The organism is Ketogulonicigenium vulgare WSH-001 (assembly GCF_000223375.1).
Classification (GTDB): Bacteria; Pseudomonadota; Alphaproteobacteria; order Rhodobacterales; family Rhodobacteraceae; genus Ketogulonicigenium; species Ketogulonicigenium vulgare.
In genome coordinates this window covers 18,190-41,561 of the sequence record NC_017385.1, presented here as the reverse complement: position 1 = coordinate 41,561, position 23,372 = coordinate 18,190, and the positions used below count along the sequence as shown (strand labels likewise).

Annotated in this window: 18 protein-coding genes; 17 read left to right on the top strand and 1 reads right to left on the bottom strand. The window is 62.9% G+C overall.

The window, feature by feature from the left end:
* Positions 1-59 precede the first annotated feature (59 nt).
* The 17 genes from KVU_RS15180 to KVU_RS15100 all read left to right on the top strand — a co-directional run bounded on the left by KVU_RS15180 (position 60) and on the right by KVU_RS15100 (position 21,318).
* Entirely contained in the window at positions 60-3,872 is a 3,813-nt protein-coding gene (locus KVU_RS15180) for a hydantoinase B/oxoprolinase family protein (RefSeq protein WP_014538150.1), read from the top strand.
* 72 nt (positions 3,873-3,944) lie between these two features.
* On the top strand, positions 3,945-5,498 hold the full coding sequence (locus KVU_RS15175) for an ABC transporter substrate-binding protein (RefSeq protein ID WP_014538149.1): 1,554 nt from the start codon (positions 3,945-3,947) through the stop codon (positions 5,496-5,498).
* A gap of 45 nt (positions 5,499-5,543) precedes the next feature.
* Positions 5,544-6,548 carry an ABC transporter permease gene (locus tag KVU_RS15170; RefSeq protein ID WP_013385674.1) on the top strand — a complete coding sequence of 335 codons (1,005 nt, stop codon included), beginning with the start codon at positions 5,544-5,546 and terminating at the stop codon, positions 6,546-6,548.
* A complete protein-coding gene (locus tag KVU_RS15165) occupies positions 6,545-7,432 on the top strand; it encodes an ABC transporter permease (protein ID WP_013385673.1) in 888 nt (295 codons plus the stop codon). The genes KVU_RS15170 and KVU_RS15165 overlap by 4 nt, the downstream gene beginning before the upstream one ends.
* 1 nt (position 7,433) lies before the next feature.
* Complete coding sequence (locus KVU_RS15160) at positions 7,434-8,309, top strand: ABC transporter ATP-binding protein (protein ID WP_060486324.1); 876 nt, start codon at positions 7,434-7,436, stop codon at positions 8,307-8,309.
* The gene (locus KVU_RS15155; protein WP_013385671.1) at positions 8,309-9,097 is read left to right on the top strand and encodes an ATP-binding cassette domain-containing protein; all 789 of its coding nucleotides are present in this window, start codon (positions 8,309-8,311) and stop codon (positions 9,095-9,097) included. The genes KVU_RS15160 and KVU_RS15155 overlap by 1 nt, the downstream gene beginning before the upstream one ends.
* 144 nt (positions 9,098-9,241) lie before the next feature.
* The gene (locus KVU_RS15150; RefSeq protein WP_013385670.1) at positions 9,242-9,835 is read left to right on the top strand and encodes a helix-turn-helix domain-containing protein; all 594 of its coding nucleotides are present in this window, start codon (positions 9,242-9,244) and stop codon (positions 9,833-9,835) included.
* Positions 9,832-11,886, top strand: coding sequence for a hydantoinase/oxoprolinase family protein (locus KVU_RS15145; RefSeq protein ID WP_014538146.1), 2,055 nt, complete (start codon positions 9,832-9,834; stop codon positions 11,884-11,886). The genes KVU_RS15150 and KVU_RS15145 overlap by 4 nt, the downstream gene beginning before the upstream one ends.
* A 10-nt stretch (positions 11,887-11,896) precedes the next feature.
* Complete coding sequence (locus KVU_RS15140) at positions 11,897-13,549, top strand: hydantoinase B/oxoprolinase family protein (RefSeq protein WP_014538145.1); 1,653 nt, start codon at positions 11,897-11,899, stop codon at positions 13,547-13,549.
* Between the two features lie 9 nt (positions 13,550-13,558).
* On the top strand, positions 13,559-14,650 hold the full coding sequence (locus tag KVU_RS15135; RefSeq protein ID WP_013385667.1) for a M24 family metallopeptidase: 1,092 nt from the start codon (positions 13,559-13,561) through the stop codon (positions 14,648-14,650).
* Between the two features lie 71 nt (positions 14,651-14,721).
* Positions 14,722-16,326, top strand: a complete 1,605-nt coding sequence (locus KVU_RS15130; RefSeq protein WP_013385666.1) for an ABC transporter substrate-binding protein — start codon at positions 14,722-14,724, stop codon at positions 16,324-16,326.
* 57 nt (positions 16,327-16,383) lie between these two features.
* Complete coding sequence (locus KVU_RS15125) at positions 16,384-17,172, top strand: aspartate/glutamate racemase family protein (protein ID WP_013385665.1); 789 nt, start codon at positions 16,384-16,386, stop codon at positions 17,170-17,172.
* A 9-nt stretch (positions 17,173-17,181) separates the two neighbouring features.
* Complete coding sequence (locus tag KVU_RS15120; RefSeq protein ID WP_013385664.1) at positions 17,182-18,198, top strand: ABC transporter permease; 1,017 nt, start codon at positions 17,182-17,184, stop codon at positions 18,196-18,198.
* Positions 18,199-18,202: 4 nt separating this feature from the next.
* Entirely contained in the window at positions 18,203-19,057 is an 855-nt protein-coding gene (locus KVU_RS15115; protein ID WP_013385663.1) for an ABC transporter permease, read from the top strand.
* A gap of 4 nt (positions 19,058-19,061) precedes the next feature.
* Positions 19,062-19,946, top strand: a complete 885-nt coding sequence (locus KVU_RS15110) for an ABC transporter ATP-binding protein (RefSeq protein ID WP_013385662.1) — start codon at positions 19,062-19,064, stop codon at positions 19,944-19,946.
* A 1-nt stretch (position 19,947) separates the two neighbouring features.
* The gene (locus KVU_RS15105) at positions 19,948-20,757 is read left to right on the top strand and encodes an ABC transporter ATP-binding protein (protein WP_014538143.1); all 810 of its coding nucleotides are present in this window, start codon (positions 19,948-19,950) and stop codon (positions 20,755-20,757) included.
* Positions 20,758-20,766: 9 nt separating this feature from the next.
* Positions 20,767-21,318 (top strand): hypothetical protein, encoded by a 552-nt coding sequence (locus KVU_RS15100; protein WP_013385660.1) that lies wholly within the window; start codon positions 20,767-20,769, stop codon positions 21,316-21,318.
* A gap of 30 nt (positions 21,319-21,348) precedes the next feature.
* On the opposite strand, the gene KVU_RS15095 is transcribed toward KVU_RS15100, so the two are convergent.
* On the bottom strand, positions 21,349-23,349 hold the full coding sequence (locus KVU_RS15095; RefSeq protein WP_014538142.1) for a CocE/NonD family hydrolase: 2,001 nt from the start codon (positions 23,347-23,349) through the stop codon (positions 21,349-21,351).
* Positions 23,350-23,372: the final 23 nt, after the last annotated feature.

Sequence of the window (23,372 nt, the reverse complement as noted above, 5' to 3'; positions counted from 1 at the left end):
CGCCGCACATCGGATGCGGCGCGAACGGGGCACCTGTGCCCCGAACAAGGGAACGTGCCATGCAGCCTAAGACGACAAGCTTCCGCGCCGGGATCGACATTGGCGGAACTTTTACCGACTTCATCCTGTTCGATGGCGCAGAATCCGCCATTCGCCTGCACAAATGCCTGACGACGCCGGATGACCCCTCGCGCGGGCTGCTGGGGGGCCTCGCGGAACTGGTCGAGGCGGCGGGAATTGCGGTCGCGGATCTTGAGGAAATCGTCCACGGCACCACCCTTGTCACCAATGCCGTGATCGAGCGCAAAGGCGCGCCGATCGGTATGATCACCACCACCGGCTTTCGCGATGTGTTGGAAATCGGCACCGAACAGCGCTATGATATCTATGACCTGCACCTGACCTTCCCCGATCCGCTGGTCGCCCGCGCCCACCGCCTTGAGGTGCCCGGACGCCTTGGCGCGGATGGTGGCGAGATCACCCCCCTGGACGAGGCCGCCGTCATCACCGCCGTCGACCGTCTGGCCGAGGCCCGCGTCGAGGCCATCGCCGTCTGCCTGATGAACGCCTATGCCAACCCCGCGCATGAACGCCGCGTCCGCGATCTGATCGCCGCACGCCACCCCGATATTTCCGTCTCGATCTCGTCCGAAGTCGTGGCTGAAATCTCGGAATATCAACGCTTTGTCACCGCCTGCGCCAATGCCTATGTCCAGCCGCTGATGGATCGTTACCTGCGCAAAGTGCAGGCGGCGCTGGATAGCCTCGGCTTTACCGGCGCGCTGCGCCTGATGCATTCGGCAGGCGGACTTGTTTCGCTGGACGAGGCGCGGGCCTTCCCGATCCGCCTGTTGGAATCCGGTCCCGCAGGCGGCGCGCTGGCCACCGCGTGGTTCGGCAAGGCGGCGGGCGAGGAAAACGTCATCGCCTTTGACATGGGCGGCACCACCGCCAAGGCCTGCATGATCGAAAACGGCATGGCGCATATCGCCTCCTATCTCGAGGCGGGCCGCGTGCGCCGGTTCAAGAACGGCTCGGGCCTGCCGATCAAATCGCCAGTGGTGGATATGATCGAAATCGGCGCGGGCGGTGGCTCTATCGCCGCCATCGACGCCGTCGGCCTGCTGCAAGTGGGCCCTCATTCGGCAGGCGCGGCCCCCGGCCCCGCTTGCTACGGTCAGGGCGGCGACAAGCCGACGGTGACCGATGCCTCGGTCGCGCTTGGCTATTACGATCCGAACTTCTTCCTTGGCGGGCGCATGACGCTGGATATGGATGCGGCGAATGCGGCGCTGAACTCCATCGCCGCACCGCTGAACCTTTCGGCGGTCGAGGCCGCTTGGGGCATCCATCAGGTTGTTGGCGAGAATATGGCCAGCGCCGCCCGCATCCACCTTGTCGAGAAGGGCAAAGACCCGCGCGCCTATGCGATGATCGGCTTTGGCGGCGCAGGTCCCGCCTTTGCCGCCCGCGTCGCACGGATCTTGGGCGTGGGCGAGGTCATCATCCCGCAAGCCAGCGGTGCCGCATCGGCCTTTGGTTTCCTGACCGCGCCTTTGTCCTTTGACCTTGTGAAATCCGCGCCGACCGCGCTGGCTGCCGATTTCGACACAACCGCCATCACCAGCGCCTTTGCCGCGCTCGAGACTGACGGCCGCAGCAAGCTGGCCGCCGCAGGTGTCGCGGACAGCGATGTCATCATCGCCCGCACCGCCGATATGCGCCTGATCGGCCAAGTGCACGAGATCAACGTGCCAATCCCCGCAGGCACCTTCGGCCCCGCGACCTATGCCGAAATTCTGGCCAGCTTCACCGCTGTCTATACCGCGCGCTATACCAAAATTCCCGAAGGCGCGGAACTCGAGGTGCTGTCCTATCGCGTCCGTGCAAGCGGCCCGACGCCGAGCCTGACCATTGAACAGGCGGGCCAGCAGTCCAGCGGCAAAGACGCCCTAAAGGGCCACCGCGACTGCTATTTCGGCGAAGGTTTCGTCAAAACCGCCATCTATGACCGCTATCTGCTGACCCCCGGCGCTGAGATCGCCGGCCCCGCCATTGTCGAAGAGCGCGAGTCGACCGCCATCATCCCGCCCGGCGACCGTTTCAGCGTCGATGCCGCAGGCAATCTGCGCATCAAAATCGCCAGCGCCCAAACGGGCATGGTCATCGCCACCCCCGATATGTCGCTGGCCGAGGTCAAGGCCCGCATTGCCGCCGATCCCATCTCGCTCGAGATCATGTGGAGCCGCCTTGTCACCGTGGCCGAGGAAATGTGGCATACGGTGATCCGCACCGCCTATTCGCTGATCATCTCGGAATCGCAGGATTTCGGCTGCTCGATCCTGGACGCCAAGGGCGAGATCCTCGCCCATTCGTCCCGTGTCATGCCCGCGTTCAACTTTACCCTGCCCATCGTGGTCAAGGCACTGCTGGAACGCTTCCCAGTCGATACGCTGAAACCGGGCGATGTGCTGGTGACGAATGACCCGTGGCTGTGTGCTGGCCACCTGTTCGATATCGCAGTGGCGACGCCGATTTTCCACAATGGCAAAGTCGTCGCCATCGTGGGCTCGGTCGGTCACGTCGGCGATATCGGCGGCACGCTAAACGGCATGAAGGCCGAACAGGTTTACGAGGAAGGCCTGCAGATCCCACCGATGAAGCTGGTGCGCGCAGGCGTCGAGAACGAAGACCTGTTCACCATCATGGCCGAGAATATCCGCGACGCGCAGCAGGTGCTGGGCGATGTGCGATCCTTGGTGGCGGCGAATGAAACCGGCGGGCGCCGCCTTGTCTCGCTGTTGCAAGAATACGGCCTGCCCGATTTCGAGGCCTTGGCCGAAACCGTGCAAAGCCTGTCGGAAAAGGCCATGCGCGCCGCCATCACCGCCATCCCCGATGGCGTCTACGCGGGCAAAAGCACCTATAATCCGCTGGGCACCAAGATGGATATCCCGATCACCATTACGGTTGCGGGCGACACGATCGAGGCGGATTACGCCGGCGCCCCGCCTGAGGTGCCCCTTGGCGGCATCAACTGCACCTTCAGCTACGCCCGCGCCCAAGTGGTCTATCCGCTGAAATGTATGCTGACGCCGAATGTGCGCGGCAATGCGGGCTGCCTGCGCCCCATTACCGTGAAAGCGCCCAAAGGCTCGGTAATGAATTGCAACAAACCCGCGCCGGTTTCCTTGCGCACCCGCACCGGCTGGTTCGTCAGCCCCGCGATCTTCCGCGCGCTTGCAGGTGCCGCGCCCGACCGCGTGGTCGCCCATACCGGCCTGCCGAGCCTTTTGACCGTTCACGGCAAAACCCCCGAGGGCGAGGTCTTTTATGACCACCTGCTGTCGGGCGGCGGTCAGGGCGGCAGCGCGGGCAAAGACGGCAAATCCTCGATCCTGTGGCCGACCTCGGCGGCAACCTCGTCGATTGAACTGTTGGAAAGCCGCTCGCCCATCGTGATCCTTGAAAAAAGCTTTGTGACGGATTCGGGCGGCCCCGGTCGCCATCGCGGCGGCATGGCCTCGCGTATCCGCATCACCAAGCGCCATGACGACGGCAAGCAGTTGACAGTCTTCGTCTCGCCCGAGGGCGTCGATATCCCCGTCGCGGGCCTTTATGACGGCCAAAGCGGCATGGGCACGCATGGCTATAAACGCAACAGCAGCACCGGTGATGTGGTGCAAGATATCGGCACCGGCGGCCTCATGACGCTGGATAGCCCCGCCCATCTGGTCGAGCTGCAAATGGGCGGCGGATCGGGCTATGGCGACCCCATGACCCGCCCGATTGCGGATGTCGAGGCTGACCTGCGCGATGAACGCATCACGCCGGAAACCGCCGCCACCGTCTATGGCCTTGGCCGCCGCTAGGCCCCGAAAAACATACCCCGCAGCGCCAATTGCTGCGGGGGGAAGAACAATAAAACCAACAGGAAACCTGAAATGACCCTTACAAAACGTCAGTTGCTGAAATCGCTGCTGGGCGGTGTGGCCCTCACGGTCCTGCCCCTTTCGGCGATGGCCCAAGCGCGCAAGATCATGGTTGTCGCCAGCACCGTCGACATCCCGAACTTTGACCCCCATGTCGCCACCGGCTATGCGCCGCAATGGCTGTTCCGCAATGTCTATGACCCGCTGGTGCGCGTCACCGGCACGCCGCCCGTCGCAACGCCCGGCCTGGCCGCTAGCTGGGAGATGTCCGAGGACGGGATGACCTATACATTCCACCTTGACCCCACCGCCCGCTTTACCGATGGCAGCGCTGTCACAGCGGCGGATGTGGTCTATTCGTTCCAGCGCCTGCTGCGCCTTGGCACCGGCCCCGCATGGATGGTCGCGGGCATTCTGGACGGCGACAGCGTTGTCGCAACCGACGATGCCACCGTCACCATGAACCTGCTGAAGCCCTTTGCGCCGCTGCTGTCGGTGCTGCCGTGGATGTTCATCGTGAACGCCGCCGTGGTCGAGGCGAACCTCGGCACCGATGATGCGCAGGCTTACCTTCTGCAAAACATCGCAGGCTCGGGCGCCTTCACCATCAACCGCGCCCTGCCGGGCGAGCTCTATGAACTGCTGCGCGTCGAAAACGACTGGCACCAAGGCGGCAATATCGACGCCGTCTTCTGGCGCATCGTGCGCGAGGCCGCGACCACCCGTATGCTGCTGCAACGCGGCGAGGTGCATTTCGCCCTCGATCTGTTCACCGAAGATATGGAAGCCCTCGAAGGCGTGCCGGGTGTCGTGCGCATCATGGAGCCCGACTACCGCAGCTTCTCGATCAAGATGAACACCGCGCATGGCCCGCTGATGGACAAAAACCTGCGCAAGGCGATTTCCTATGCCTTCAACTACCAGTCGATGCTGGATGCGGCCCAACCCGCCGCGCTGATGGTCGGCCCGCTGCCCCCCGGCATGTTCGGTGCGAACCCCGATCTGGAGGTCTACCGCCAAGATATGGACAAGGCCCGCGAATATCTGGCGGCGTCCGACTATGCCGACGGCGGCTTTACCCTGTCGATCCATTATGCCGCAGGATACGAGCAACAACGTCGCTGGTGCCTGATCCTGCTTGAGGCGCTGGCCACGCTGAATATCCAACTGGATATTCGCCCGATGGTCTGGCCCGATGTGGTCGCCATGGCGCGCTCGCCCGAAACGGTTACGGATTTCTTCTCGATCTTCCAATCCTCGAACTATGCCGACCCCGATAACACGGCCTATGCCGCCTATCACTCGTCGCGCAACGGCCAATGGCAGAACCCGACCTATTCCAACCCCGAGGTCGACCGCCTGATCGAGGAAGCCCGCGCCGCAACGACACCCGAGGCCCGCGCCGAACTCTACGGCCAGTTCCAAGAGGTTGTGGTCGAGGATGCTCCCGATATCTTCGGCGTGCTCGAGCTGCGCAAATTCGCCATGCGCGACAATGTGCAGGGCTATGAATTCTGCCCGGTGGGCGCAACCTCGCCGGAAATCTGGCCGCTCTCGCTGGCCTAAACAGCCTCGACCTCAGGCCGACGCCTACTGAAAAGAAAGTAGCCCATGATCCAGATGATCCTGCGCCGTCTGCTGCTGCTGATCCCGACGCTGATCGGGCTGACGCTGCTGCTGTTCGTCATCTCCCGGCTTTTGCCGGGGGACCCGGTCGGCCTTGCCGCGGGGCCCAATGCCTCGGCCGAGTTGATTGCCCGTATGCGGGCGGAATTCGGTTTTGATGACCCGCTGTGGCTGCGGTATTGGCATTATCTGACGGGGCTGCTTTCGGGCGACTGGGGCACATCCGTGTTCACCCGTCGTCCCGTTTTCCAAGATGTGCTGACATATCTGCCCGCCACGCTGGAACTGGTGTTCTCGGCGCTGCTGATCGCGGTGGTGATCGGCATCCCGCTGGGCCTGCTGACCGCCGTCTATCGCAACGGCCCGCTGGATTATTTTATCCGCACATTGGCCCTTGGCGGCGTTGCCATGCCGCGCTTTTTCCTCGGGCTGCTGCTGCAACTGGCGTTTGTCGCATGGCTGGGATGGCTGCCGCTATCGGGTCGCTTTCCCTTCCTTGAAATCCCGCCCCAGAGTGTCACCGGCTTTTACACGATTGACGCGCTGCTGGCGGGCGATATCCGCGCCTTTGGCATCGCGGTCAGCCATTTGATCCTGCCCGCAACCGCCATGGCGCTATCGCCGCTGGCGACCATCATGCGGATGATGCGCGCCTCGACGATCGAGGTTTTGGGGCAGGATTACATCCTGAACGCCCGCGCCCTTGGCCTGTCACAGCGACTGATCATCGGCAAATACGTGCTGAAAAACGCCATGAGCGCGACCCTCACCGTCATCGGCCTTTATGTCTCGTGGCTGCTGGGCGGCACGGTGCTGGTGGAAACCGTCTTTGACTGGCCCGGCCTTGGGCTGTTTGCGACCCAAGCCATCCTGACGCAAGACTTCATGCCGGTCATTGGCGTCACGCTGGTCATCGCCATCATTTACCTGCTGACAATGCTGGTGGTCGACATCCTTTACGGAGTCCTCAACCCCAAGGTGCGCCTATGACCGATGCTGTAACCTCCTCGCCCCGCTCGGCCCGCGCCGAAAGCCTGTCGCGCGCGCTGTACCGTTTCTCGCAAAGTTGGCTGTCGGTCATCGGCCTTGCCATCGTGGTGCTGCTGATCATCGTGGCCATCTTGGCGCCTTGGATCGTGCCGCATCCCGAACATGCGTTGGGCGTGACCAATACCGCCGCGCGGTTCCAGCCGCCCTCGGCCACCGCATGGTTCGGCACCAATGCCATCGGTCAGGATATCTTTTCGCTGGTGGTGATCGGCAGCCGCGTCTCGTTGTTTTCCGGCATTGCGGTGGTGATCATCAGCATTATCGTCGGCACCTTTTTGGGTGCCATCGCCGGCTATTGCGGCGGCTGGATCGACGAGGTGATCATGCGCCTCACCGATCTGATGCTGACCATCCCCAGCCTGATCCTGGCCATGGCGGTCGCCGCCGCGCTGGGGTCTGGTACGTTCAATATGATCGTCGCCATCGCACTGACGTGGTGGCCCTCCTATGCCCGCCTGGTGCGCGGCGAGGTGATCAGCCGCAAGGAAGACCAATTCGTCACCGCCGCCCGCGCGCTCGGGGCCGGTTGGCAGCGCATCCTGTTCCGCCACATCCTGCCGAACATCACCTCGCCCATCGTGGTGAAAGCCTCGCTCGATATGGGTTTTGCGATCCTGACGGTGGCCTCGCTTGGCTTTGTCGGTATTGGCGTCAAACCCCCGACGCCCGAATGGGGCACGCTGCTGTCGGGCGCGCGCAGCTATATGCCGACCTATTGGTGGACGGCTGTCGCCCCCGGCATGGCGATTTTTTTTGCGGTTTTCGCCTTTAACCTGCTGGGCGACGGGCTGCGCGATGTTCTTGACCCCAAAGCGAGGCGCTGACATGTCCCTGTTGCATATCAATGAGTTGCGCCTTGCGATGCAAAGCTATCGCAAAGAGACCGAGGTGCTGCACGGCATTTCCCTGACCGTCGAGCGCGGCCAGATCTGGGGCCTTGTAGGCGAGACGGGCTCGGGCAAATCGCTGACCGGCCTCTCGACCATGCGCCTTGTGCCCTCGCCCCCCGGCCGCTACCTCGGCGGTCAGATCCTGTTCGAAGGCGAGGATCTGCTGCAAGCGGACGAGCGGCGGATGCGTGCCCTGCGCGGTCGCCGCATGGGCATGATCTTTCAGGACCCGACCACCAACCTGAACCCGGTGTTTCGCATCGGCACCCAGATGGTCGACGCCGCCCTGCATGCGGCAGGCGAGGACCCTAGCCTTTTGGGCCTTGCCCCCGGCGCTGGCCGTCGCGACATGCGCCGCGCCGCGCGCGAGACCGCGATCCAGATGCTGGCAAAAGTCGGCATCCCGAACCCGGAATCGCGCATCGACGATTACGCGCATCAATTCTCGGGCGGGATGCGCCAGCGCGTGCTGATCGCCATGGCGATGATCGGTAAACCCGACCTGCTGATCGCGGACGAGCCGACCACAGCCCTCGATGTCTCGATCCAGGCGCAAATCCTGCGGCTGATCCATGACCTTGTGCTGGAACGCAATATCGGCTGCCTGCTGATCACCCATAACCTAGGGGTGGTGGCGCAGGTCTGCACCCATGTCGCGGTGATGTTCCGGGGCCGCGTGCTGGAATCGGGCCCCGTCGCGCAGGTGCTGAAACAGCCCGAACATGCCTATACCCGCGCGCTGATGGGCGCGATCCCGACCGCCGACACCCCGCGCGGCGGTTTGCGCGGCCTTGCCGGAGTGGACTTCTGATGACCCTTGAAATCACCCATGTCACCAAGCAATTCGGCAGCTTCACGGCCCTCAAAGACGTCAGCCTTTCCGTACGCAAGGGCAGCAGCCTTGGCCTTGTCGGCGAAAGCGGCTCGGGCAAATCGACGCTGGCGCGCTGCATCTTGCGGCTCGATACGCTGACGGCGGGCCAGATCACCTATGCGGGCACCGATATCCATGCGATTTCCGCAGCCGAGATGCGGGCCCTGCGCGCCCGCCTGCAAATCGTGTTCCAGGACCCCTATGCCTCGCTGAACCAGCGCATGAGCGTGCATGACATCATTGCCGAGCCGCTGATCATCCACAAAGCCCGCTTCCCGATGACCGCCAGCCAGCGCACCGCCCGCGTGCTGGAACTGCTGGTGCAGGTCGGCCTTGGCCCCGAACACCTGTATCGCTTTCCGCATGAGTTTTCCGGCGGCCAGCGTCAGCGCATCGGCATTGCCCGCGCACTCGCCTGCGAGCCGGAATTCCTGATCTTGGACGAGCCGACATCCGCGCTTGATGTCTCGGTGCAGGCGGATATCCTGAACCTTCTGCAGGGTCTGCAGGACCGCCTTGGCCTGACCTATCTGTTCATCAGCCACGACCTCGCCGTCGTGCGGTACATGTGCGACGAGGTTGCAGTCATCTATCATGGCGAGATCGTCGAACACGGCCCAGCCAGCTTGGTGCTGGACGCGCCGCAGCATGACTATACCCGCATGTTGCTGGCCGCGATGCCTGATCCCGACCCGGACAAATCGCCCTTCCTGCATCGAATTTAAGCAGAAATTTCCGCGCAGGTCACGCACACATGGAGTATACAAACTAAAATATTGTCTGTGGTCAAAGTTTAGCTACGCTAAACAAACGCCCTTCGATTCGAGGATGCTATGCCCCGGCCCGCGACCAGACGCACAATTGCACCAATGGCTGTCGCCCCCACATCGGTGGGCGATGCGCTGCGTGCAAGGCGTATCGCGCTGGGGATCACACAGCGGGTTGTGGCGGATCAAGCGGGGCTGACCACCGGCTTTATCTCGCAAGTCGAACGGGGCCTGACGGCGCCCTCGCTGTCGTCGCTGCATGCGATATCGAAAGTGCTCGGCCTCTCGCCCTTGCAATTCATCGACACCCCGCCCGCGCCGCAACAACTGACACGCGCGGGCGCGCGCCAGACCTATGGCATCGCCCCCAATGTCGCGCGTTATGAACGGCTGACCGGCCATTTTCCCGGCAGCGTGCTGCGCTCCGTCATCTGTCACGAGGACCCCGGCCAGCGCCATGCCCCCATCCGGCACGAGGGCGAGGAACTTTTCTATATTATCGCTGGCGCCCTGACGGTCGAGGTGGGCGGCACCCCCCATGTCCTGCACCCCGGCGATACGATCCACTTCAGCTCGGGCGATGTGCATTCGACGTGGAACCACACAAGCAGCCCCACCACCTTTTTGCATACCTGCACAATGGATGTCTTTGACGACGCCCAAGCAGTTGAAACGACAAAGGAAATTAGCGCATGACTTTGCGTGTTGCCACTGACGTCGGCGGAACGTTCACCGACCTCGTCGCGTTCGAGACCCTGCCCGATGGCAGCACAAAGATCACGACGGCGAAATCCGACACCACGCCGCCCAATTTTGAACAGGGCGTGCTGGCGGTGCTGGCAAAGGCCGGCATCCAACCCTCGGATGTCGATTTCATGGCGCATGGCACCACCGTCGTCATCAACGCTTTGACCGAGCGCAAGGGCGTCAAGGTCGGCCTGATCACCACGCGCGGTTTCCGCGACAGCCTAGAGATCGCGCGCGGCAACCGCCCCGATTTCTTCAACCTCGCCTATGAAAAACCCGCCCCCTTCGTGCCGCGCTATCTGCGGCGCGAGCTGGAAGGCCGCATGTCCTATAAGGGCGAGGAGGTAGACCCGCTCGACCTGAGCCCGCTCGCCGGTATCGTCGCGGATTTCAAAGCCGAAGGGGTCGAGGCCGTCGCGATTTCCTTCCTGCACGCCTATGCCAACCCCGCCCATGAGGAAGCGGCGTTGGCCGAGCTGCGCCGCATATGGCCGGAAGTTGCATCGGTCGCGGCCCATCAGATCGCCCGCGAATGGCGCGAATATGAACGCACCAATACCGCTGTGCTCTCGGCCTATGTACAGCCCGCCGCCGAGCGGTATCTGCGCAAACTGGAATCCGGCCTCATGTCGATGGGGCTGAAATCCCCGCCCTATATCATGCAGTCCAATTGCGGCGTCGACAGTCTGGACGCCACCGCCCGTATTCCGATCACCATGGTTGAATCCGGCCCGGCCTCGGGTTTTTGGGGCGCGGCGGAACTGGGCCGTTTGATTGGCGAGCCGAACGTCCTCGCCCTCGATATCGGCGGCACCACCGCGAAATGCAGCCTGATCGAGGACGGTCAAGTGCGCATCATGACCGATTATTGGATCGAGCGTGACCAGCGCTCCTCCGGCTATCCGATCATGGTGCCGGTGGTCGACCTGGTCGAGATCGGCAACGGCGGCGGCTCGATCGCTTGGGTCGATGAATTCAGCAAGCTGCATGTCGGCCCGCAATCCGCAGGGGCCATGCCCGGCCCTGCCGCCTATGGGCGCGGCGGCCAAAATGCAACGACCACGGATGCAAACCTCTGGCTTGGCCGCATTAACAAAGATTACTTTGTCGGCGGCGAAGTCACCGCCGATATGGCCGCGACTGAGGCCGCGCTGCAAAAGCTTGCGGACAAACTGGCGCTGACCCCCGACGATGTCGCGCGCGGCATTATCCGCATCGCCAACAACAATATGGTCAATGCGCTGAAACTGGTGTCGCTGAACCGGGGCCACGACCCGCGTGATTTCACCCTTGTCGCCTTTGGCGGCGGCGGCGCGATGCATGCGGCGGCTTTGGGCGCCGAGCTTGGCGTGAAAAAGGTCGTCATCCCAACCGGCGCCTCGGTGTTTTCGGCCTGGGGCATGATGATGTCCGACCTGCGCCGCGATTATTTCGTGACGCATCTCTCGGATCTGAACGATGGTGCCGCGGCCACGCTCGAGACCGCCTTCACCGCCGCCGAGGATCAGGCCCGCGCGCAATTCAGCGCCGAGGGCGTCAGCGCGGACAAGGTAAAGCTGCAGCGCTTTGGCAAGTTCCGCTATCAAAATCAGGAACATACGGTCGAGGTCCCGTTGAGCGGCCCCGTCACCGCTGCCGATATCGCCCGCATCAGCGCCGATTTCCAAGAGGCCTATGAGCGCGAATATACCTATCGCCTGAAAGCCCCGGTCGAGATGGTCGGCCTGCACCTTGTCGCCACCGCCGAGGTCGGCAAGCTCAGCATGCAGGCCGCGCCCTTGGGCGCGCCCGATGCTACAGTCGCCGTGAAATCCAGCCGCGACGTCGATTATGCCGAAGGCGGCATTCACAGGGCCACCATCTATGATGGCACCCTGCTGCGCCCCGGCATGGAATTCACCGGCCCCGCCGTGATCGAAGATCCCGGCACCACCATCGTCATCCATCCGGGCAATCAGGTCTCGGTCGATGGCTTTGGCAATCTCCACATCGCACTTTAAGGGGCCGCAAATGTCAGTCGATCCTATCACGCAGGAAATCATCCAGAACTCGCTGCAGGCCGCCGCCGATGAGATGTTCGCTGCTTTTCGCAAGACGGCGATGTCCTCGATCATTTACGAAGTGCTGGACATGGGCACCGGCATTCTGGACGCGCGGGGCGAGATCGCCTGTTCGGGCGCGGGCATCCCGTCCTTTGTTGGCGTGCTGGACAAGGCGGTCAAGGTCATCATCGCCGAGAATGGCGACGATCCGATCCGTCCAGGCGATATCTTTGCCACCAATGACCCCTATTACGGCGGCGTCACCCATCTGAACGATATCATCGTCGCCATGCCGGTGTTTGCGGATGGTCAGGTCATCGCATGGACGGCAAATATCGCGCATAACTCGGACCTTGGCGGCAAGGCTCCCGGCTCGCTCTCGGGGGACGCGACCGAGATTTTCCACGAGGGCCTGCGCCTTCCGGCAATCAAGATCATCGATCAGGGCACTCCCATCGCGCCGGTGTTCAAGATCATCAAGGTGAACAGCCGGATGCCTGATGTGCTGGAGGGCGACGTCTGGGCCGCCATTGCATCGGCGCGCGTCGGTGCCCGCAGGCTCGAGGATATCGCCCGCAAATATGGCGCGGATGCCTTCCGCACTGCCATGTCGAATTTCATGGATTACGGCGAACAGGTCAGCCGCAAGGCCTTGGCCGCGCTGCCAAAAGGCACGTTCAGCTTTGCCGAGGATCAAGACGACGGCTCGGTCTATAAATGCACGATCACCATCACGGATGACGTGTTCGAGGTCGACTTGCGCGACAACCCCGCGCAGGTTGCAGGTCCGACGAATGCCGTGCGCGATGGCGTGATGATCGCGGCGCAGATGTTGTTCAAGAACCTGACCGACCCCTGGTCGCCCGCGAATGAGGGCTCGTTCCGCCCGATCCGCCTGCTGACCACCCCCGGCACCATCGCCGATGCGGTCGAGCCCGCCGCCATCGGCTTTTATTACGAGGTCGAGGTCCGTCTCTATGATCTGCTGTGGCGCTGCCTTGCGCCGCATATGCCCGAACAGCTCTCGTCGGGGCATTTCTCGTCGATCTGCGGCACGTTCATCGGCGGCACCCATCCCGATACCGGCCGCCAATATACCATTATCGAGCCGCAAATCGGCGGCTGGGGCGCGAGGAAGCGCGCGGACGGCAATTCCGCCATCTTCTCGGGCTTCCACGGCGAGACCTATAACTGTCCGGCCGAGATCAACGAGGCGAGGAACGGCGTCTGGGTCGATCAAATGGCCCTGAACCTTGCCCCGGGCGGCGAGGGCGAATTCACCGGCGGGCGCGGCATCGTCATGGATTACCGCGTGCGCGCGCAAAACGGCTATCTGACCGCGAATTACACCCGCTCGAAATACCCCGCCTGGGGCAGTCAGGGCGGCGCGGACGGATCTGGCAATATTATCGAGGTGCGCAAAGTGGGCGAGACGCCCTATCGGCAGGCCTTCATTTCCGAACTGCCGACCAGTCCCGATGACGTCATTCGCGTCATCACCGGCAATGGCGGCGGCTATGGCAATCCCAAAGACCGCGACCCCGCCGCCGTCGCATTGGATATCAAAAACGGCCTGATCAGCGCGGACCATGCGCGCGAGATTTATGGCTATCAAGGCTAAGGATCTGACATGTCGATTGAAACCCGCCTGAGCGCGCTGCGCGCCAAAATGACGGACACGGGGGCTGACCTTGTCGCACTCGGCCCCGGCCCGAATATGCATTGGGTGCTGGGCTTTCACCCCCACCCGGACGAGCGGCCCTGCCTGCTGCTGGTCACCGCCACGGGCGCGGGCTTTTTGATGCCCGCCCTGAACGCGGCGGATGCCCGCGCGCGCTGCGATCTGCCGATGTGGACATGGTCCGACGCCACTGGACCGCAGGCCGCGCTGGATCAGGCGATCGCCGCGCTGAACGCCTCGACGACCCGCAAGGCCGCCGTGGACGAGGCGATGCGCGCCGATTTCGCCCTGCTGCTGCTGGATGCACTGCCGCAGGCCAAACACGCCTTTGCCGCAGAAACCGTGGGGGCCTTGCGCCTTGTGAAAGACGCCGCCGAGATGGAGGAGTTGCGCATGAACTCCGCCATCGCGGATGAGGCGATGGAAGCCGCCTTTGCCGCCCTGACCCCCGGAATGCGCGAAAGCGATCTGGCGCAGGTGGTCAAAGACGTCTTTGCCAAACACGGCGCATCGCCGCTGTTCACCATCATCGGCGGCAATGAAAACGGCGCCTATCCGCATCATTCCACCTCGGATCGGCCGCTGACCCAGGGCGATGCCATCGTCATCGACATCGGCGCAAGGAAGGGCGATTTCTCCTCGGATATCACGCGCATGGCTGTGATCGGCACCCCCGCCCCCGATTACGACAAGGTCCATGCCGTGGTCGAGGCAGCGGTGCAAGCCGCCCTCGCCGCCGCGCGCCCCGGCGTTGCCGCCAAAGTGGTCGATCAGGCCGCACGCCAAGTCATCACCGACGCGGGTTACGGCGAATATTTCGTCCACCGCACTGGTCACGGCATGGGTCTTGAGGGGCACGAAGCGCCCTTTATTACCGAGACCTCCGACACGACCCTCGAGGCTGGCATGGTCTTTTCCATCGAGCCGGGGATCTACCTGACAGACCGCTTTGGCATCCGCCTCGAAGAGATCGTGATCCTGCACGAGGACGGCCCCGAAGTGCTCTCGAAACTGCCGCGCGATACCTATCGCCGCAGCTGAAACAACGCCTGCCGCAGGATATTCCCTGCGGCGGCACCCGAATAATAACAAATCACGCAACAGGATTTACCATGACAATCAAGCATCTGATGATGGCATCCGCGCTGGCACTGAGCTCTGCCGCAGCCCTTGCCGCCCCCGCCGCCGCCGAACGCGTCCTGCGCGTCGCTGACAGCCCCATTGGCGAGATCGACCCCCACCTCGGCAATGACCTGACCGATACGGTGCTGGCGGTGAACATCTATGACACGCTGGTCTTCCCGCGTGCCGACGGCCCGGGCGTCGTGCCGCATCTGGCCAGCGAATGGGCGATCGATGGCGCGGTCTATACCTTTACGCTGCGCGACGATGTGACCTTCCACTCGGGCAATCCGCTGACGGCGGATGATATCGTTTTCTCGTTCAACCGCTTCATGGATATGGGCCAGGGCCTGTCGTCGATGTTCGCAGGTCAGGTCGAAACGGTCGAGGCGGTTGACCCCCATACCGTCCGCTTTACCCTGACCGCGCCTTTCGCACCCTTCCTGTCGAACCTTGTGCGTCTGCACATCGTCGACAGCCAACTGGTGCTGGCCAACCTCGCCGATGGCACCTACGGCGAGATGGGCGATTACGGCGCGGCCTTCCTGAACGGCCATGACGCCGGCTCGGGCGCCTATATGGTCACCAGCCAGAACCCGCAGACCGAAACCGTGCTCGCGAAATTCGACGATTACTTCGGCGGCTTTATCGAAAACGCCGCCGATACCGTGCGTTATCGTTACGGGATCGAGGCTTCGACCATGCGCGCGCTGCTGGCACGCGGCGAACACGATATCTCGGACGAATTCCTGCCGCCCGAAGTCATCGCCGCGCTGGCGAATGATCCGAACCTGCACCTGATCTCGCAAGGCGGCTCGACCGGCGATTACATCAAGCTGAACACACAGCGCGCGCCGCTGGATGACGTGCATTGCCGCCGCGCCCTCAGCTATGCGTTCGATTACGAGAACACCCTGCGCATTTTGCAGATCAATGGCGAGTTTTCCCAAGGCCGCCCGATGCGCGGCCCGATCCCCAGCGCGCTGGCCGGCTACAACCCTGACGCGCCGGTGATGGCACAGGATATGGACCGCGCCCGCGAGGAACTGGCCCTGTGCCAATACGATCCCGCGCAATATCCCCTTGATATCGCTTGGGTTGCCGAGGTTCCCGCCCGCGAGCGTGTCGCCATGCTGATGCAGGCCACCTTCTCGCAACTGGGCTTCCGCGTGAACGTCAGCAAGACGCCTTGGGCCCTGCTGACCGAGCAAGTCTCGAACGCCGAAACCGCGCCGCATGCCGCTGAAATCGGCGTCTCGGCGAACTCGCCCGATACGGACTCGCTGCTTTATGCGATGTATCACTCGTCAGTTGCACCCACCTGGATGTCGGCCGAGCATCTGAAGAACGACGACGTCGACGCCCTTTTGGATGCCGCCCGTCTGGAAACCGACGAAGACAAGCGTGTCGAGATCTATAGCCAGTTGAACACGCTGCTGATCGACCTTGCACCCTCGATTTTCGCCTATGAATCGGTGGGCGTCTATGTCGCAAGGAACAGCATCGACGTGCCCGATATGCTGAACGACGATACCCGCCGGATCGAGATGTATAACATGAACTGGAACAACATCTCGGTCGCCGACGAGCAGTGACACCTGTGGCGGCCCCACCCTCGGGGCCGCCATTCCCCACAAGTCAAAGGTAAAGTCATGGGCGCGCGCATCTTATGGGTGAATACCGTCGGTTGGGAGGCCTATGATCAGCCCATCGCCGACGTACTTTCCGCCATCAAAGCCAAAGATACCGAGGTCGAGGTTGTCTCGCTCTCGCTCGCGGGTCGCCTGACCCATGTCGAATACCGCGCCTACGAGGCGCTGACCTATCCCGCCATCGTCGGCCTTGCCCGCGATGCGGGGCAGCGCGACTTTGACGCAATGGTCGTCGGCTGTTTCTATGACCCCGCCGTGAAAGAGGCGCGCGAGGTCTCGGGCCGCACCCATGTCATCGGACCGATGCTGGCGGCCGTGCAACTGGCCACGACCGTGGCGAACCGCTTTTCCGTGCTGGTGACCCGCCGCAAATGCATCGACCAGATGACCGACCGCATCCGCGAATATGGCGCGGCGCACCGCCTTGCCTCGATGCGCGATCTGCAAATCGGGGTCGAGAGCCTGCAAAAAGATCCAAATGCCACCGCCCGCGCCATTATCGAACAGGGCCGCCGCGCCATTGACGAGGATGGCGCCGAGGCGATCTTGCTGGGCTGCACCTGCGAATTCGGCTTTCACGAGGAAGCGCAGCAGATCCTCGGCGTGCCGGTGATCGACGCGGTCAGCGCGCCCTTTAAACTGGCGGAACATCTGGCGGGGCTCAAGCGGCAGCTTGGCTGGGTGCCCAGCCGTGTCGGCAGTTGCGAGCCGCCCCCCGAAGATGAAATCGACCGTTTCGGCCTGTTCCAAGGGCCGGTCAGCGTCGGCAACCGCATTCTCCTGACCTAGAGGCCCCTGATGCAGAACGCTTATATCTCCAGACTGGTCTCGGCCCTCGTCGCGCTGTTGGGCGTGTCGATCGTGATCTTTTCCATCGCGCGTATCATGCCGGGCGATCCCGCCCGCATCGCCCTTGGCCCCAATGCCACCGCCGCACAGGTCGAGGCGATGCGCGAAGCGCGCCATCTGAACGACCCGCTGCCGATGCAATATATCGAATACGTGAAATCCGTGGCGCAGGGCGACCTTGGGCATTCCCTCTATACCAACCGCCCCGTCACCACCGATATCGCGCAATTCCTGCCGCCAACGCTCGAGCTAATCCTCATCTCGGCCCTGCTGATGGTGCTGCTGGGCCTGCCGCTGGGGGTGATTTCCGCACGCTATCAGGGCAAATGGCCCGATAATGCGGGCCGCATTCTGTCGCTGATTGCGATTTGCACCCCCGCCTTTGTCTGGGGCGTCGTGCTGCAACTGTCGCTGGGCTATATCTGGCCGGTCTTTCCGCTGGAGGGACAGATCGCGACATCTATGCGGCCTGCGGTCGTCACCGGCTTTATGCTGATCGACACCTGGATCGCCGGTGATCCGCGCGCCTTTTTGAACGCACTCTATCATATGGTGCTGCCCGCACTGGCGCTGGCCCTGTCGGGGATCGGCCAATGCGCGCGGCTGACACGCTCGAATATGATCGAGACCTATCAGCGCCCCTATACCGAAATGGTGCGCGCCTATGGCGTGAAACCGGGTCGCATCGCATGGCGCTATGCCTTTCGTCCGGCCTTTATCCCGACACTGACCATCCTCGGCCTTGAATTCGCGGCCCTCTTGGGGAACGCATTTCTGGTCGAAAAGGTCTTCGGCTGGCCCGGCCTGTCGCGCTACGGCGTCGAGGTGATCTTGCGCAAAGATCTAGATGCCATTGTCGGCACCGTGCTGATCATCGCCGCCGCCTTCTTGATTATGAACATCCTTGTCGATCTGCTGGTGACCCTTGTGAACCCGCGCATCCGCCTATCGCCGCGAAGGGCCTGATCTTATGCAGCTTTCCAATATCACCCGCTCGCCCGGCTGGACGGCCTTCTTTGCCAGCCCGATGTCGGTCATCGGCCTGATCATCGTCGTGGTGATCGTGGCGCTGGCGGCGCTTGCGAATATCATCACCCCCTATCCGACCCATGTCGGCCCGATTGGCGATTTCGCCGCGATGAACCAGGCCCCCAGCGCCGCGCATTGGGCGGGTACCGATCCGATGGGCCGCGATCAGGTGACACGGATCATCTTCGGCTTTCGCCTCGCCCTGATCATGGCGGCGGTGGTGCTGGTGACCTCGGTTCCCGTCGGGATCGCCGTCGGCCTTTTGGCGGGCTATAAAGGCGGCTGGACGGAATATCTGCTGATGCGCCTGACGGATATTTTCCTCGCCGTCCCGCCGCTTGTCTTTGCCATGGCCATCATGGGCTTTATGGAGCCGACGCTGCTGAACGGCATGATCGCCATCACCGCGCTGTGGTGGACATGGTATGCGCGCCTGATCTATTCGGTCACCCGCGCCGAAGCCCAAGAAGGCTATGTCCTCGCCGCCGAGACGATCGGCGCCTCGACCTTCCATATCCTGTTTCGCGAAATTCTGCCCAACTGCCTGCCGACGATCATCACCAAAATGACCATCGATGTGGGCTTTGTGATCCTGATGGCGGCCTCGCTGTCGTTCCTGGGCCTGGGCGTGCAGCCCCCGACCCCCGACCTTGGTGCCATGGTGGCCGATGGCGCGAAATACATGCCCGATAGCTGGTGGCTGTCGCTGTTTCCGGGCATCGCCATTTTGATCGTGGTGCTGGGGTTCAACCTGCTGGGCGATGGCCTGCGCGAAGCCTTTGATGCGGGGAAATAATCCAATGCAAGATCCCGTTCTGACCATCCGCGACCTGCGCGTCGCCTTTGGCCCCCGCAAACGCGCGGCCCAGGTGCTGCACGGCATTTCCATGCATGTCCGCCCCGGCGAAAAGGTCGCCCTTGTGGGCGAAAGCGGCTCGGGCAAATCGGTCACCGCCCGCCTTGTCATGGGGCTTTTGCAAGAAAGCCGCGACACCCATGCCAGCGGCTCGATCCGCTTTGACGGGATCGAGGCGGTCCAAGGCGGCGCCCAGATCGCCGCCCGGCGCGGCAATCGCGTCGCCATGATCTTTCAGGACCCGACCTCGGCCCTGAACCCGACCTTTAAAATCCGCGGCATCTTTCGCGATGTGATCCGCACCAAAGACCCCAAAATCACCGATGCGGCCGCCGATGCAAAGGCCGAGGCCGCGCTCGCGGAAGTGCAGATCCCCGATCCGACCCGCGCCCTCGACAGCTATTCATTCCAGCTCTCGGGCGGCATGAACCAGCGCGTGATGATCGCCATGGCCCTGATCAATCAGCCGTCCTTGCTGATCGCGGACGAGCCGGGCACCGCCCTCGATGTGACCGTGCAGGCGCAGACGCTGAAACTGATGGGGGATTTGGCCGCCAGCCGCGGCACCGCCGTCATGCTGATCTCGCATAACCTTGGCGTCGTGCGCGAGTTTTCGGACCGTGTCTACGTGATCTATCGCGGCAATATGGTCGAACATGGCCGCAACGACCAGATCTTTGGTCAGCCGCAGCACGCCTATACGCAGGCGCTTTTGTCTGCGATTCCAAAGATTTCCGGCGGCGGCCTGCCCGATCTGCCCGAACGCAGCCCCGCATTTGAGCAGCCGCTGATCCAGCATCCCGGCTGCGCCGAGCCATTGGAGGCCTGATATGAACGATATCATCCTAGAGACCATCGGCCTTGGCAAAAGCTTTGAAACCGCCTCTGGCCCCGTCCATGCGCTGCAAAATGTTGCGCAAAAATTCACGCGCGGCGGCTGCCATGCCATCGTCGGCGAAAGCGGATCGGGCAAGACCACGCTCGCGAACCTGATCCTCGGCCTGATGCAAAAAACGACTGGCGAGATTGTCTTTAACAATCAGACCTTGCCGGAACATCGCATCAAATCCCAGCGCCGCGCGATCCAATTGGTGCAGCAAAACCCGCTCTCGGCGCTGAACCCGCGCCTCAGCATTGGCGCCTCGGTGCGCCTGCCGCTGGATGTGCATGACATCGGCCCACGCGCAGGGCGCGACAAACGCGTCGCCGATCTGCTTGAGGAAGTCGGCCTTGGCGCGGAATTCGCCACGCGTTCGCCGCGCGGCCTGTCGGGTGGACAGCGGCAGCGCGTCGCCATTGCCCGGGCGCTGGCCTGCGAGCCTGACCTGATCGTGCTGGACGAGCCGACCTCGGCCCTTGATGTGCTGGTGCAGGCGCGCGTGCTGCGGCTGCTCGACAATCTGCGGCGCGAGCGCGGCCTGACCTATCTGTTCATCACCCATGACCTTGCCGTGGTGCGCGCGATTTCCACCACTGTCAGCGTGTTCCAACGTGGCCGCATGGTCGAAAGCGGTACGGTCGAGCAGATTTTCACCAATCCGCAGGCCGATTATACCCGCCAATTGATCGGCGCCGTGCCGGTGGTCACCGATGACGAACTTGCGCTGCGCGATGCGATCCGCGCGGGCGCCCCTTATTAGGACAAAGCGATGAAACCCGACCTCTCTCATGCGCTGCAATTAGCCGCTGGCGAAGATGCCGCCGCGCGCGTCTTTGACTATGCGCGCGCGGGCGTCACGGCCATTGCGCCTTCGGGCCTGACGACGGCCTCGGTCTACGATCTGCCGAACATGCGCACGCGCCGCGTTTTTTCTGAAAATCCCGAGGCTTACGGCACCGGCAATTTCAAACGCGTCGACCGCAACGTCTATTATGACACGGTGATCCTCGGCCAGCGGCCTTTCGTGTCGAATACCGTCGCCGAATTCGCCGCTGCCTTTTTCGATTGGCAAAAGATCGAAGATCTCGGCTTTAGCGCCAATATGAACATCCCCGCCATCGCCGATGGCCGCGTCATCGGCACGATGAACCTGCTGTCAACGGCGGGCACCTATGCGCCCGAGGTCGTCGCGGGCGCGATGGAATGGCAACCTGTCGTCACCCTCGCCTTTTTGCTGCTGCATCTTGAGGGGGCCGAACACGCCACCTTCCACGGCAAAGGGGCCAGTATCGACCTGACGCCTAACCTCGAGGGGTTATGAAAAAGGCGGCCCTTGGAGCCGCCTTTTGCCTTACATCAGATCGCGGGCGATGGTCTCGTGCCATGTGCGCCGCGCAACCTCGGTGCCATTCTCGAACGCCACCAATGCGCCCGCGATATAGAAATTTTCCAGATCGCAGGTCATCTCGGTGGTGATCTCGCTGCGCGTTTGCCAGCCTTCACGCCCCAGATCATAGCTTTGCCGCAGCACATAGCGCGCCGATAGCGGATCGCGCGGATCAATGGTCAGCTCGCGCCGCAGGTTATGGGCGATGGTGGTGCCGATCTCGTCAAAGCGCACCACGCCCTCGCCAAAGAGGCCGCCGCGCCCCTCGGTCACATAGGTGGCAAGGCCGGTGATCGCGTCAAAGCTGAACGAGCGCGCGGTCATGCCCGGGTCAACTTGGGTTATCGGCACCGCAGGCCCATGCGCGGGCGCATCGAACGCAACCGCGCCATCGCCGCCCATCCGCACCGGCAGGCTGATCGCCGAGCCACCCGTATCCACCGTCACCGTCGCCGCATAGGGCGCAGGCCAGATCATCGGCCAATAGGCGGTGCCGATCGACACCCGGATCTTATGCCCCGGCGCGAAACGATGCCCGCAGGCCGACAGCGTGACCGGCACCATATAATCCTGCCCCGGCACCAGCGCCTGCGGGTTCTCGTGGCTATCGCGGTGCGTCAGGTTCAGCACCTGATAGGACACCCGCAGCACCTCGCCCGAGGGCAGCACATCCGACAGTCGCACCACAATCTGCGCCACCGGCGCATCCGCTGACAGCTTCAGCCGGACCACAGGCGCGCCGAGGATCTCGACCGCATCCTCCAGCACATCCGTGTCGAAATTCAGCGACCCGCCATCGTCCAGACGCTGATCGGTCGGCATCTCGCCAACGCAGCCGGTGCCCATCCACTCGCCCGCCGCGCGGCCATGATCCTGCGGCGATTTCACCGGCAGCTGCGCGGCAACGCCCGCAGTTTCCGTCAAACGGCCACCCGCCCCCAGATGCAACAGCTTGTCCGCAATCTGATCGCTGGGCCACGCTGCCTCGCCGACCCATTTGCCGGGCTGGTCCGTGCGCGTGCCCACAGGCACCACCGCATCATTGATAAAGGCACGCAACTGCGGCTCGTCCATGACGCCGGTATCTGCGCCTTTCAGCCAGTGATCCCACCAGCGCACCGCCTCTTGCAGGAAACCGATCGCCGGTCCGGGCACGCCGTCATGCGGATAGATATGGCCCCAAGGCCCGATGATGCCACGGCTGGGCACCTGCAAATTGGCCAAAAGGCGCGGCACCGAATTCGTGTAGCTGTCGGCCCAACCGCCGATCACCATCACCGGAACCTGAATGGCCGACCAGTCTTCCTGCACCGAGCCATGTTTCCAGTAGTCATCATAGCGCTGATGCTGCGCCCAGATCGCGGGGAAGAACGGCATGTCTTCGATCCGTTTCAGCCAAGCATCGCGCCAGCCCGCGCCCGCCGTTTCCGGGTCCAGCGGCCGCGCCTGATAGGCCAGCATGATCGAGCCCCACCACAGGTTATCATTCAGCAGATTGCCACCCATATAATGGATGTCATCGCGGAAACGGTCATCGGTGGAATAGGCGGTCAGGATCGCTTTCAATGCCGGCGGGCGGCGCGCAGCGACCTGCAAACAGTTAAAGCCCGACCAGCTTTTCCCCATCATGCCGACATTGCCGTCGCACCAGTCCTGCGCCGCGATCCATGCGATCACTTCCAGCGCATCATCTTGTTCCTGCAGCAGATATTCATCGGCCATATGGCCATCTGAATCGCCTGCACCGCGCATATCGACGCGCACAGCCGCATAGCCGTTCTGCGCGAAATAGCCGTGCATCGGCGCATCGCGCCCGCGCGTGCCGTCGCGCTTGCGATAGGGGATATATTCCAAAATCGCCGGAACGGCTTTGCTGCGCGCGCCCGCAGGCAGGAAAATCCGTGCCGCCAGCCGCGTGCCATCCGCCAGCGGGATCCAAATATGCTCAATCGTCTCGATTGTCATTTCACGTACCAATTCTTTATTTG

What these genes read in the sequence shown, in the direction of transcription:
- KVU_RS15180 (WP_014538150.1), top strand. Translation starts at nt 60, where the DNA reads ATGCAGCCTAAGACGACAAGCTTCCGCGCCGGGATCGACATTGGCGGA.
- KVU_RS15175 (WP_014538149.1), top strand. Translation starts at nt 3,945, where the DNA reads ATGACCCTTACAAAACGTCAGTTGCTGAAATCGCTGCTGGGCGGTGTG.
- KVU_RS15170 (WP_013385674.1), top strand. Translation starts at nt 5,544, where the DNA reads ATGATCCAGATGATCCTGCGCCGTCTGCTGCTGCTGATCCCGACGCTG.
- KVU_RS15165 (WP_013385673.1), top strand. Translation starts at nt 6,545, where the DNA reads ATGACCGATGCTGTAACCTCCTCGCCCCGCTCGGCCCGCGCCGAAAGC.
- KVU_RS15160 (WP_060486324.1), top strand. Translation starts at nt 7,434, where the DNA reads ATGTCCCTGTTGCATATCAATGAGTTGCGCCTTGCGATGCAAAGCTAT.
- KVU_RS15155 (WP_013385671.1), top strand. Translation starts at nt 8,309, where the DNA reads ATGACCCTTGAAATCACCCATGTCACCAAGCAATTCGGCAGCTTCACG.
- KVU_RS15150 (WP_013385670.1), top strand. Translation starts at nt 9,242, where the DNA reads ATGGCTGTCGCCCCCACATCGGTGGGCGATGCGCTGCGTGCAAGGCGT.
- KVU_RS15145 (WP_014538146.1), top strand. Translation starts at nt 9,832, where the DNA reads ATGACTTTGCGTGTTGCCACTGACGTCGGCGGAACGTTCACCGACCTC.
- KVU_RS15140 (WP_014538145.1), top strand. Translation starts at nt 11,897, where the DNA reads ATGTCAGTCGATCCTATCACGCAGGAAATCATCCAGAACTCGCTGCAG.
- KVU_RS15135 (WP_013385667.1), top strand. Translation starts at nt 13,559, where the DNA reads ATGTCGATTGAAACCCGCCTGAGCGCGCTGCGCGCCAAAATGACGGAC.
- KVU_RS15130 (WP_013385666.1), top strand. Translation starts at nt 14,722, where the DNA reads ATGACAATCAAGCATCTGATGATGGCATCCGCGCTGGCACTGAGCTCT.
- KVU_RS15125 (WP_013385665.1), top strand. Translation starts at nt 16,384, where the DNA reads ATGGGCGCGCGCATCTTATGGGTGAATACCGTCGGTTGGGAGGCCTAT.
- KVU_RS15120 (WP_013385664.1), top strand. Translation starts at nt 17,182, where the DNA reads ATGCAGAACGCTTATATCTCCAGACTGGTCTCGGCCCTCGTCGCGCTG.
- KVU_RS15115 (WP_013385663.1), top strand. Translation starts at nt 18,203, where the DNA reads ATGCAGCTTTCCAATATCACCCGCTCGCCCGGCTGGACGGCCTTCTTT.
- KVU_RS15110 (WP_013385662.1), top strand. Translation starts at nt 19,062, where the DNA reads ATGCAAGATCCCGTTCTGACCATCCGCGACCTGCGCGTCGCCTTTGGC.
- KVU_RS15105 (WP_014538143.1), top strand. Translation starts at nt 19,948, where the DNA reads ATGAACGATATCATCCTAGAGACCATCGGCCTTGGCAAAAGCTTTGAA.
- KVU_RS15100 (WP_013385660.1), top strand. Translation starts at nt 20,767, where the DNA reads ATGAAACCCGACCTCTCTCATGCGCTGCAATTAGCCGCTGGCGAAGAT.
- KVU_RS15095 (WP_014538142.1), bottom strand. Translation starts at nt 23,349, where the DNA reads ATGACAATCGAGACGATTGAGCATATTTGGATCCCGCTGGCGGATGGC.